Here is a 12421-nt window from a genome sequence, read left to right as displayed (position 1 = left end):
GGGTAGCATGAACAAAATGGCAGGTAGCAGCCGCAACTTGTCGGGTAGCATGAACAAAATGGCAGGTAGCAGCCACTACTTGTCAGGTAGCAAGCACAAAGTGGCAGGTAGCAAGGGCTACTTGCCTTCTTAAAAAGAGGAGGTTGGGATGAGATGCATTTCATTTGCCAATGGGTTTGCGTAATGGGGACGTTTTTGGCAACCAAGTAGGGGGAGTTGGGTTAATGGCCTTCTAGCTGTCGGCATTAGGCGGGCAGGCTACAAAGCGTTGTATCCCTTTTTAGGTAGATAATATTGCCGCTGGCATAATATTTAATCTTATCTAAATATATCGGCTATTAAAAAAAGCTACATTTGCCGCATGTTACTGGGTTATATAAGAAGCAGGTTGATGCCCGTATTGAGATGGCTGCTGTTTATCCTATTTATAGGGTACTACGGTAGCGTTTCCCTTTTCTGGCACACGCACCATCTGGCGTATGGTGTAGTAACCCACTCGCACCCCTTTAGCACTCCCGACCACGGCCACAGTTCTGGCGAGTACCAGATAATAGATGCCCTGTCGGCAGTGTTTGCCGAGGAGGCCGTGCTGGTGGCCGCTCTTGTTGCCCTCTTTTTCCCCCTTCTTGTATTTCTGATAGAGGATGCCTTTCGAATTAGGAGGTGCAACCTAAGGCAGGTACTCTACCTTCGTGGACCTCCCACCGTTTAGGTGCTTTTATTCCTACTTCCGCCGATTGGCAAGGGATAGGCGCCGCTGCGCTTACTATGCTTGTTTAGTATCCCAAATCTTACCGCGTTAAGATATCGTTGTGCTGGGTTGTGGTGGCGTATGCTGCTGCAATGCTGCGTACCGATAACCTGTGGAATCCGATGGTTGACCATAAGCTTTGCTATGGGCCACGTAGCCATCCCTGTTGCTAAGCTATACGGCATGTAAGCCCACCTTCTTGGGTTAAGAATCCTTCGATCGAATTTTCTAGTTATTTCAATTCATACACCAGTAAATTTTATTTACTCATGCATCGGATATTTTTATTGTGTTCTCTAATTTTTCTGCTACAGGGTTGTGGCAGCCACGAGAATAAGGGAGATGCGGGCGCCAGCTCGTCTGCTGTTATGTTGGGCGACACGGTGGTGCTGCCCTCAAAATCTCCTATTGCTGCTAAGTTGGCGCTACAAACGGTTGCCAGCACCAGCTTTTGCTCTAAGTTTACCACCACAGGTACCGTAAAGCTTATGGCTGGTAGCTCGGCCGAGATCTCCACGCCGTTCGAAGGACGTGTGGCTCGCTCGTTTGTTCGTTTGGGGCAAAAGGTTAGGGCAGGGATGCCCATGTTCGAGGTTTACTCCTCCGACTACTTCGAAACGGTAAAGGGCTTTATGCAGGCAAAGCAGGAAAGGCAGCTCGCCAGCAGCCGTTTTAATAGGCAGAGCGACTTGGTTAGCCACGGTGTTGGCTCTAAAAAGGATTTGGAGGAGGCCGATGCGGCGTACCAGATAGCCAAGCGGGAGTACGAGCGTGCTGAAGCTTCGCTTCGTATCTTCAATATTAAGCCAGCTGATGCCGCCATGGGTAAGCCCTTGGTTGTTTGCTCGCCTATAAGCGGAGAGGTGGTTAAGTACGACCTTACCGTTGGGCAGTACCTTAAGGACGACGCCCTACCGCTGGTTAGCGTGGCCAATCTCGACAAGGTATGGGTGGTAGCTCGCGTTAAGGAGAAGAGCATAGGCCTAATCAGCCAGCACGACAACGTGGAGGTTACCTGCGACGCCTATCCCGGCAAGCCCGTACATGGTACGGTTAGCTACATCGGCAATTTGCTCGACGAGCAAACGCGTTCGGTTGAGTTCTATATCGACTGCCTTAATCCCGATAGGATGCTAAAGCCGGGGATGTTTGCCACCGTAGGCTTTAACCATAAGATAGATAATGCCATTGTTGTTCCCGCCTCGGCAATTCTGCAGGACGAGAATCGCACCTACGTATTTGTAAAGGTGGGCGAAGGAAAGTTTGTGAAGCGTACAGTTGTAACGGCTACCTGTAACGACACCGATGTAATTGTTCGCAACGGGCTTGCTGCTGGCGATGTGGTGGTATGCAAGGGCGGCGTTCTACTACGATAGGAGGTAAGCAATGGAAAAGATATTAAAGCTATTTATACATCGTAGGCTGCTTATAGCCACCTGCTTTGCGCTGGTTTCCATCTTTGGCGTTTACTCGTGGTTTCAGCTGCCAATTGATGCCTACCCCGATATTGCCGATGTTACCGTACAGGTAGCCACACAGGTGCCGGGACTAGCTGCCGAGGAGATTGAGCAGCAGATTACCATTCCGTTAGAGCGCGAGCTTAATGGGATGCCAGGCCTTCAAACCATGAGGAGCAAGAACCTTTTTGGCATCTCCACCATCATTCTAGTATTTGACGATGGGGTAGATGACTATTGGGCTAGGCAGCGGGTAGAGGAAAAGATATCGGGTGTGGAGCTTCCCTTTGGAGCACAGCCCGAGCTGAACCCGCTAACCTCGCCTACGGGAGAGGTGTGCCGATACGTTATAGAGAGTAAGAACCATACCCTACGCGAGATTACCGACCTGCAGAAGTGGGTTATCATTCCCCGCCTAAAGCAGGTAATGGGCGTTGCCGACGTATCCAACTTTGGCGGTATTACCACCCAGTTTCAGATAGAGATTAATCCAAAGAAGCTCGATCAGTACGATATTACCCTAGCCGATGTGGTAGACCGTATTGATAAGAACAACGCCAACGCGGGCGGTAGCATGATCAATCGCGGCGACCTCTCGTACGTGGTGCGGGGTATTGGTCTGGTAAAGGATCTCGAAGATTTAGGACGTGTGGTGGTTAAAACTGTAAACGGGCAGCCCATCTACCTAGGCGATTTGGGTACCCTGAAGTACGGTAATCTGGAGCGTAAGGGGGTAATGGGATTTACCGACAGGGAGCGCGACCACTCCGATGGCGTTGAGGGGATAGTGCAGCTGCTGCGCTACCAAAACCCATCTCGGGTGTTGGAGGATGTACACAAGGCGGTAGATGAGCTCAACAGCAAGGTGCTACCTAAAGGGGTAAGCATCCACATATACATGGATAGAAGCCATTTGGTAGATGCTACGCTGCATACCGTTTCGCATACCCTGCTTTTTGGTATTCTGCTGGTGGTATCCGTGCTCATCATCTTTTTGGGTAGCTGGCGTGGGGCTATTGTGGTGGCTGTAGCCATTCCCCTTTCGCTGCTTATCGCCTTTATCCTTATGCATTTTACCAATATCCCGGCCAACCTTCTCTCGTTGGGGGCCATCGACTTTGGTATTATTGTAGATGGATCGATTGTGATGCTCGAAACCATACTTCGTAAGCGGGAGGAAAATCCATCCGAGCCGCTAAAGGGCGAAAATATTGTAAAGCGGGCAGCCGAGGTGGCAAAGCCCATCTTCTTCTCGATGCTCATCATCATCATGGCCTACCTTCCGCTCTTCTCGTTCGAGCGGATAGAGCGCAAGATGTTTACCCCTATGGCCTTTACCGTTGGTTACGCGCTGCTCGGAGCAATGGCTGTTGCGCTGCTGCTTATCCCCGGGTTGGCATATATGGTGTACCGCAAGCCGCAAAAGATACATCGCAACGTGTGGCTCGAAAAGCTAACGGCCTACTACCACCGCATAATTGCAAAGCTTATTGCTCGTCCTACCAAGATATTTTTACCGCTGGGACTTATCCTTGCCGCTACCATTGGCCTATCGGCTATGGTGGGGAAAGACTTCCTGCCTACGCTCGACGAAGGCTCCATTTGGATGCAGGTGCAGCTACCGCCGGGGGTAACCATCAATAAGTCGAAGGAGATGGCCGACACCCTGCGAAAGCATATAATGAAGTTTAAGGAGGTAAGCTACGCCATGACACAGGTGGGCCGCGACGACGAGGGCGTCGATCCCTTCTCGCCATCGCACATCGAGTGTTCGGTGGGGCTACATCCCTACGACGAGTGGGAGAGCGGACGCACCAAAACGGAGCTCATAAATGCCATGTCGGCCGATATGGCCAAGCTTCCTGGCTACGAAATCGGCTTCTCGCAGCCCATAATCGACATGGTGATGGATCAAATTGCGGGATCGCATAGCGACTTGGCCATTAAGATTTACGGCGAAGATCAGCATGAGGCCCGACGTATTGCCGAGGGCGTGCTGGGCGTGGTAAGGAAGATAGAGGGGGCAGAGGATGTCACCATCGAGCAGGAACCGCCGCTGCCTCAGCTGCAGATACATGCCAACAGGGAGAAGATTGCCCAGTACGGGCTCAACGTGTCGGATGTATCGGACCTTATAGAGGTAGCCATTGGTGGCAAGGCCATCTCGCAGGTGTTTATCGGAAATAAGGTGTACGACGTGATATGCCGCTACAACGAGAAGGATAGAAGCACCCCTGAGGAGATTGGTAACCTGCTGCTAACAACCGAAAGCGGGGCTCGAATACCGCTCTCTCAGGTGGCCGAGATAAGGACAACAATGGGAGCGGGCATCATAACCCGCGAGGGGAACAAGCGCTTTGTTACCGTAAGGGTTAACCTGCGCGATAGGGATATCTCCTCGTTCCTGCACGAGGCCAATAGCGCCATAGAGCGGAGCATATCCTACAACCATAACGATTTCCATATTAGCTGGGGCGGACAGTTCGACAACCAGAAGAGGGCATACAACCGCCTGCTGCTTATCGTGCCGCTATCGCTTGCGCTGATGTTCCTGCTGCTGTTCTGGAACTTTGGCAACTTTAGGCAAGCTTGGCTGCAGATTGGGATGCTGCCCTTCGCCATCTTTGGGGGGATGCTTGCCCTTAACCTCTTTGGCATGACCTTTAACGTATCGTCGGCGGTAGGCTTTATTGCCCTCTTTGGCGTGTTTATACAGAATGGCGTGCTAATGATTACCCATATAAACCACCTCCGTAAGCGGGGACACGAACTCGATCAGGCCGTTATTAACGGGGCCATGCACCGCCTTCGTCCTGTGCTGATGACCTCGGTGGTGGCCATCCTTGGACTAATACCCGCCTCGCTTTCTACCAGCATTGGTTCCGACGTGCAGCGTCCGCTGGCTACCGTTATTGTATACGGGTTGGCGTTTGGTACGGTAATTACGCTGTATGCCCTGCCAGCCCTTTACTATCTGCTAGAGAAGTGGGCGTTAACCAAGCAGAGCAAGCAGGATATTTAGCAACCTAATGATGAAACCCGCATGGTAAGCAGTCGCAAATAGGAATAAAAAAAACGGCTGATGCGGGTTGCATCCAACCGTAAAAAAAATATTAGGATGAAACGAAATATACTTTTACTATCCACCCTGCTGCTAGCACTGGTGGCGCAGGGACAGGAGCGTACCCCAGTTCGGTTAAGCCTCTCGCTAAAGCAGTATCTTGCTGCGGTGGCCAAGGGCAACCTGAGCTACGCTGCGCAGGTATTTAACGTGGCTATTGCCGAGGCCGAGCTGAAGGCAGCGCGCGTATTTCCCGATCCAGAGATCTCCTTTAGCTACGCCAACAATCAGGATAAGACGCTAAAGATGGGGCAGGGGATAGAGACTGGCATCAGCTACCCCATTAGCTTTGGCAACAAGCGCGGAGCGGCGCTGGCGCTCTCGAGGGGAGGATACGAGCAGAGCCTTTCGGCGCTCGATGCCTTCTTCCTTTCGCTACGTGCCGATGCCACGTTGGCCTACCTTGCGGCTACCCACAGCCACGAGCAGCTGGCGCTTCAGTCCGACTCGTACGCACAGCTACGTAAACTCGCTCAGGCCGATAGCATCCGCCTTAAGCTGGGCGAGATTATGGAGGTAGATGCCCTACAGTCGGGGGTGGAGGCTAAGGCGCTACAGGGCGAACTCTTTGGTGCCGAGGATGAGCTGCAGGGAGCGCTGCTGGCGCTTACCCGTATGCAGGGGGCTGCCATTGCCGATACGCTAATTAACCCTTCGGAGCCTACGCCTACCTGGCGAAGAGCCTTTACCCAGCAGGAGCTAGTTCGTAACGCTTTGGTTCAGCATCCGAGCTTAAAGGTGGCTGCTAAGGATAGGGAGCTGGCGCAGGCTAAGCTGCGGCAGCTCAAGGCCGATCGCGCCTTTGAGTTTAGCCTTGAGGCTGGATACGCCCGTAACGCCCAGGTGCGAAACGAAACCGCTCCGGCGCCAGCCTTTAGCTCCTATAGCGCCGGGATTACCATACCGCTAAAGCTATCGGGCATGAACCGTTCGGCCGTGCGCGCCGCAAAGCTGGCCGTTAGTCAGGCCGATATGGTGTATAGAGATACCGAGCAGCAGCTTGTGGCCGATATTATGCGCGCCTACGCCAGCTACCGAACCGCCGAAAGGCAGCTCGACTACTATAACGGTGGCATTGCCGAGCAGGCTAACACCATCCTTAAGGCTCGCGTATACGCCTACCAGCGCGGCGAGAGCAGCTTGGTTGAGGTGCTTAACGCCCAGCGTTCGTACAACGATATTCGCGCCCAGCATGCCGATGCCCGCTACCGCTTTGCCGTTGCTCTGGTAGAGCTCGAACGCGCTGCCGGTATTTGGGATATTGAGTAGCTGTAAAGGATATTAAGCAACCATAGAGAGCGGAGGTATATCTCCGCTTTTTTTTAGTATAATGAGAAAGGCAAATTAAACACAGAGGCACGGAGACACAGAGGGCACAGAGAATATAGATGTGCGATGTGCGATGTGCGATTTGAGATCGCGATTCAACACAGAGACACGGAGACACAGAGGGCACAGGGAATAATTACTTCTCAGTACCGTTTAGTTAAGCAGTCCATCAATCAGCGCTGTCATCCCGTGCTTGACACGGGATCTCCCGAGGGTTTCTAAGACATCCTTTGGTGTAAAAAATAACTGTAGAACAGGAGATCCCGGCCTTCGCCGGGATGACAGCAAAAAATAACTTCTTTCACGTCCCAGCCTTCATGTAACTCCCGTTTAACTTCCGTTTACCTCCGTGTAACTTCTTTTTTAAACACAGAGGCACGGAGACGCAGAGGACACAGGGATATAGATATGCGATGTGTGATATGCGATTTGAGATGTCAGATAACCACTATTCTTTAACATCTTTACTTTCAATACCTTCATGTAACTTCCGTTTACCTCCGTATAACTTCTTTTTTAAACCCAGAGACACGGAGACGCAGAGGGCACGGGGATTTAGATATGAATAATGAGATATGAATAATGAGATATGCGATATGCGATTTGAGATGTCAGATAACCACTATTCTTTGACTTCTTTGACTTTTCTAACGTCCCAGCCTTCATGTAACTCCCGTTTAACTTCCGTTTACCTCCGTATAACTCCCGTTTAACTCCAGTATAACTTCTAGAAAATACCTTCCTTCAAAAACTTCTGTTATTTTTCTGCAATCCCATCAGCTCTTCATCGTTTAACCTGATGGAGCGGCCTGCTTTCCAGATAGAGCTACAAAGAAGTCTATTACCTTTTGGGGATAGGCTAGCGGAGCTGACTGCTTGCCTAATGGCTCTGGAGGGGTGTCTAATAGTGTTCGCTGCTTCTTTCTTATTTTTTAATAGAAGCCTAATGGAATAGAAAAGTGGCTTAATAGAGTATTAAGCCTGCAGCGAGTTTCTAAAATGTGGCTTAACGGAGTATTAAGCCTGCAGCGAGTTTCTAAAATGTGGCTTAATGGAGTATTAAGCCTGCAGTGAGTTTCTAAAAAGTGGCTTAATGGAGTATTAAGCCAACCGCAAGGTTCTAAAATGTGGCTTAACGAAGTATTAAGCCAGCCTGTCGCATTTGCCTGCTGCTGTGTAGCTGTAGCAGGCTAGCGGAAGCCTTTACCACACTCTTTGGGCCGACTTTGCGTAAAGCCTCTAGAAATGGCAGCCCATTTTGTAGAGCTAACAGCCAACTCTTTGGCAGCACTCTGTACCTGCCACGACCTGTTATACCTGCCGAAAAGGCTGTAGCTGCCCAATATCCTTTGGCCGTAAAGCCCATTTGTGTTTTACTACTGTACGGATAACTAGCTAGGTTTTAAATACCATGTAGCATGGCTACGATAGCTACGCTTAGGCAATAGCTCCACGCTACAACATATTGAGGAAGATATTTTGGTGAAACCGATAAACGAAGCTGCAAATAAGTATTAAATTGGTGGCTGAAATGTTTGCAGGCTTAGCTTGTAAATATTTGGTGGTGCATAAAATAATTATTTTACGTTGTATAAATAGTGGTTGATTGTGAGTGATATAAATAGAAAGTCTGTTGCTCGATTTATTCCATTAGCTGGAATGTTGACATTTTCATTAATTACGATGATTAAAAGTTTTGAGACTGGCGAAATATGGCGTATAGTTTGTTCCTCAGTCGGTTTCCTATTTTTTCTTGGTTTGGCAAGCCTATTCGTATATTCAGCATCAAGAAAAATAAAATCAAAAAAAAAATGAAAACGATGCCTAATTGAGTTGGCAGCCCCTCTAGTAAGCACGAGGAGGAGAACTTCTTCAACGTAAAATGGCTATGATTAAATTCTCAGATGGGGTTAGAGGTATTTTGCTTCGTTTAGAAAGATATCTAATAAGAAACATAATAACAATGCACAACACACTGTATAGTCAACAAGCGGGTGAAGTAGTAGGCGGTAGCTGACTGCGCCGCAGCAGCCGCAGTGCAGGCCGACTCTACTTTATGGAAATCGGAGATATCGACTACCCGTAAAGTTACCATTACAGGGGTTAACCGTGGTGCTGAATACGACTGCCGATGCGCCTACCAAGGTAGCGATCAGAAGCCCGTGTTTAGCGAAACGCTACGAATTCTTGCCCGCTTGGGCATTGTAGCATCCTTCCACCTACTAGCAGCAGCATTAAGGAGCGGGTACCTAGCGGTATCCGCTTTTTTTGGGGGATACAAGCTATCCTTTATTCACGGGGCTGCGATTTATTCGGATGGCGCTGCTCCCTATTGACTATTAGGCTTATAATGTAAGTATTTGCTATATTTGAGTAGGAAAGAAATCCCACACCGCTATGAAAATTGAAAAGATTAGGCATCGTGGAGAGGATCGTATTAAGCTTGATTTTCCGTACAGCACCGACCTTGTACAACAAATTCGGCAGCTGCCCGATGCAAAATGGAGCAAAACGCTACAGGCATGGCATATACCGAATAGCAGCCAAGCGTACCACCAGCTCACCGAACTATTTGCAGGTATCCGCCAACCAGCATCAGCACCAAGCCCACTACCCACCCCAGTGCTGGCCCAAACGCTCGCAAGCAGCTATAGCGAAATAGGGCTGGAGGTAACGGGGAAGCTGCTCATCCTAAAAATGCCCAAGAACGAGGTTGACATCGAGTTTATCCGCACCTTTAAGTATGTACGGTGGGATAAGGCTCGCTGCCGATGGGTTATTCCCAACTATGGGCAAAACCTGAAGCTGCTGCAAAGCTACTTCAATAGCCGGCTGGCCTACGTCGTATACAAGGAAGCAGCACCTCCAAAGCCCATGCCCGTTATCAACCCGGCAGAGGTAGTGGCCAGCTTACCCCCTTTAGCCGCCGAAAGCCTTCCCGAAGTTGAGCAATTTAGGCGGTGGATGGAGCATAAGCGCTACAGCCCATCGACCGTAAAAACGTACGTGCATGCCATTACCGTTTTCCTGCAGTTCATCCAGCCTAAAACCAGCGCCGAGGCCTCCAGCGACGACATGCAGCGCTTTGTTTACCAGTATATGATACCGCATCGGCTTAGCTTTTCCTACCAGAACCAGGCGGTAAACGCGGCGAAGCTGTTCTTTAAGACCATTCGAGGCTCGAAGCTGGAGGTAGAGCAGCTGGAGCGGCCACGCCGCGAGCACAAGCTGCCCAACGTGCTGAGCAAGGAGGAGGTGGCGGCCATACTAAGCGCATCGCCCAACCTAAAGCACCGCACCATGCTCAGCCTAATATACGCCTGCGGGCTAAGGCGCAGCGAGCTGCTATCGCTAACGCCTAAGAGCATCGACTCCAAGCGGCACATGCTGATTATCCTGAATGCCAAGGGGAAGAAGGACAGGATGGTTCCCATATCGGATAAGGTAATAGCAATGCTAAGGGAGTACTACAAGGCGTACCGGCCAACGGTTTGGCTGTTTGAAGGGCAGGAGCCTGGCGAGCCCTACTCGGAGACAAGCCTTCAAAAAGTGTTAAAGTTTAGCTTAGGCTTGGCGAATGTTAACAAACCTGCTACCTTGCACTGGTTGCGGCACAGCTATGCAACCCATCTGCTCGAATCGGGAACCGACTTAAGGTACATCCAGGAACTGCTGGGCCATAAGAGCAGCCGTACAACAGAGATATACACCCATGTCAGCGAAAAGAGCTTGCAAAAAGTGAAAAGCCCCTTCGACGACCTGATGTAAAGAGCACCTACAATTGGGTAAAAGGTGTACAATACCTACCGATTTGGGTGTATATATGCACCTTTTGGAGGATGGAGGTGCATATATAAGTAAGTTAGCGGTCATTGTAAATGTACAAGCATTAAACGCCCGACAAAAAAACTAACACTTCGTTGGTCTTGTTAATTATTTTTCGCAACTCGACATTGACGTCTTAAACTTTGTTTATATTTGTGCCATTATGAGGCAAAAATATTTTCATAGCGTTCTACGCTTTTTTTCTTAACCAAATCTGGTTGATGTAAATCGTCAGCAAAAAGTGGACTGATTTAGTTCAAAACTAAGAGAGTGTTTTCAAAATCCTTAAATTTGAATTATTATGAAAACACCCAAGAAAAAAACATTTATCTTTGAATTATTAACTAAATACTCTCTTAGGAAAAGTCCACTTTAGTTTGAAGACGTACATGGTTGAGACTCTTCTTAATTGAATTTATTATTAACAAACTGCATTATACTTTTCAGAGTAATGCTATAATTTATCGCTTCATAAAAATGAAATCAAATCATAAATCAACACTCATATTTGTATTAATAGTTGTCGTAATTGACACCGCAGGTTTTGGACTAATTTTTCCAGTTCTACCACAACTACTAATTAATCTACTTCATTCAGACATCACCACAGCCGCCAAATACGGAGGCTGGCTCTCATTTGCTTATGCAATTATGCAATTTGTTTTTGCACCAGTTTTAGGGAATTTAAGCGACCAATATGGCAGGCGACCAGTACTTTTAAGCTCATTGTTTGGGTTTAGCATCGACTGCATTTTTCTTGCTTTTGCACCAAGTATTTTGTGGCTTTTTGTTGGGCGGACAATTGCAGGTATAACAGGAGCAAGCTATTCCGTTGCATCTGCTTGTGTTGCCGACATTAGCACAGACGATAATAGAACTAAAAATTTCGGACTTATAAACGCAGGCTTTGGTTTGGGGTTTATAATTGGACCCATAATTGGCGGAACATTGGGACAATTCGGAACTCATACACCCTTTATTGTTGCTGCTATTTTAAGTTTTATCAATTTTATTTTCGGCTATTACTTTTTCCCGGAATCGTTAAAAGCAAATAACCGCAGGAAATTTGACAGGAAAAGAGCTAATCCATTTGGTTCCCTCAAACACTTACAGAAATTCCCATTGATAAAAACTTTAGTGCTATCAATGATTTTTGTTTCCATCGCTAATCACAGTATGGAAAGTGTTTGGGCATTTTTCACCATTGAAAAATTTAAGTGGAGCACCTCTCTTGTTGGCTACTCATTAGCATTTATAGGCATTCTATCAATTATCGTTCAGTTATGGTTAGTCAGTATTTTGGCAAAAAAATTGGGCGACAAACGAATGGCAGTATTAGGATTTGTACTTATGATGACGGGCTTTTTTCTGTTTGCTTTTACACCGTGGCAATGGTTGCTCTTTACCGCTTTATTACTTTTCATAGTTGGTGGAATTCAAGGCACAGCCGTTCAAAGTATTATGTCTTCTGCAATGCCCGACAACGAACAAGGTGAACTTCAAGGTGCTTTAGGCAGTTTAATGGGCTTGACAACTCTGATTGCACCACCGTTAATGACAAGCAGTTTTTCTTACTTTACGGGAAAACAATCCGAGATTTATTTTCCAGGAATTCCTTTTTTAATTGCTTCAATATTGACATTAATTAGTTTAATTTTGTTTCTTAAAAGTTTTAAAAAATCAAATAGACTGATAAAATCGGTGGACAAGTAATGACCATATAGACAGAAAACAACGAACCGCTAACAGCACCTAAAAAAAATGGCGGGCGAAGTGCGAATATAAACAGTTGTGCAACTAATAAACATTGTGCGTTTAGACAGTTTAGTGTTCCAAAGCCGCCACTTCTTTTAGCCGCAACCCGTTAACGGTAAGCTTAGGAAAAAGAGCGTATCGGTTACGGAAGCGTTAGCGAAAAGAGTAAAAGGAAACGTTTGC

Annotated in this window: 7 protein-coding genes; all 7 read left to right on the top strand. The window is 48.0% G+C overall.

What is annotated here, in order from left to right; translation table 11 throughout:
• Window positions 1–391: 391 nt before the first annotated feature.
• The 7 genes from L990_RS15815 (at window position 392) to L990_RS15780 (ending at window position 12196) form a co-directional block, all read left to right on the top strand.
• A complete protein-coding gene (locus L990_RS15815) occupies window positions 392–712 on the top strand; it encodes a hypothetical protein (protein ID WP_052181089.1) in 321 nt (106 codons plus the stop codon).
• 308 nt (window positions 713–1020) lie between these two features.
• The gene (locus tag L990_RS15810; protein WP_047451391.1) at window positions 1021–2127 is read left to right on the top strand and encodes an efflux RND transporter periplasmic adaptor subunit; all 1107 of its coding nucleotides are present in this window, start codon (window positions 1021–1023) and stop codon (window positions 2125–2127) included.
• A gap of 10 nt (window positions 2128–2137) precedes the next feature.
• Complete coding sequence (locus L990_RS15805) at window positions 2138–5230, top strand: efflux RND transporter permease subunit (protein WP_047451389.1); 3093 nt, start codon at window positions 2138–2140, stop codon at window positions 5228–5230.
• Between the two features lie 96 nt (window positions 5231–5326).
• A complete protein-coding gene (locus L990_RS15800) occupies window positions 5327–6598 on the top strand; it encodes a TolC family protein (protein ID WP_047451396.1) in 1272 nt (423 codons plus the stop codon).
• Window positions 6599–8694: 2096 nt separating this feature from the next.
• The gene (locus L990_RS15790) at window positions 8695–8994 is read left to right on the top strand and encodes a hypothetical protein (protein ID WP_047451385.1); all 300 of its coding nucleotides are present in this window, start codon (window positions 8695–8697) and stop codon (window positions 8992–8994) included.
• Window positions 8995–9055: 61 nt separating this feature from the next.
• A complete protein-coding gene (locus L990_RS15785; RefSeq protein WP_052181087.1) occupies window positions 9056–10426 on the top strand; it encodes a tyrosine-type recombinase/integrase in 1371 nt (456 codons plus the stop codon).
• Window positions 10427–10960: 534 nt separating this feature from the next.
• Window positions 10961–12196 (top strand): TCR/Tet family MFS transporter, encoded by a 1236-nt coding sequence (locus L990_RS15780; RefSeq protein ID WP_047451383.1) that lies wholly within the window; start codon window positions 10961–10963, stop codon window positions 12194–12196.
• Window positions 12197–12421 lie beyond the last annotated feature (225 nt).

The organism is Alistipes sp. ZOR0009 (assembly GCF_000798815.1).
Lineage (GTDB): Bacteria > Bacteroidota > Bacteroidia > Bacteroidales > ZOR0009 > Acetobacteroides.
The sequence above is the reverse complement of the archived record's forward strand: the minus strand, read 5'-3'. Positions and strand labels throughout refer to the sequence as shown.

What these genes read in the sequence shown, in the direction of transcription:
- L990_RS15815 (WP_052181089.1), top strand. Translation starts at nt 392, where the DNA reads ATGCCCGTATTGAGATGGCTGCTGTTTATCCTATTTATAGGGTACTAC.
- L990_RS15810 (WP_047451391.1), top strand. Translation starts at nt 1,021, where the DNA reads ATGCATCGGATATTTTTATTGTGTTCTCTAATTTTTCTGCTACAGGGT.
- L990_RS15805 (WP_047451389.1), top strand. Translation starts at nt 2,138, where the DNA reads ATGGAAAAGATATTAAAGCTATTTATACATCGTAGGCTGCTTATAGCC.
- L990_RS15800 (WP_047451396.1), top strand. Translation starts at nt 5,327, where the DNA reads ATGAAACGAAATATACTTTTACTATCCACCCTGCTGCTAGCACTGGTG.
- L990_RS15785 (WP_052181087.1), top strand. Translation starts at nt 9,056, where the DNA reads ATGAAAATTGAAAAGATTAGGCATCGTGGAGAGGATCGTATTAAGCTT.
- L990_RS15780 (WP_047451383.1), top strand. Translation starts at nt 10,961, where the DNA reads ATGAAATCAAATCATAAATCAACACTCATATTTGTATTAATAGTTGTC.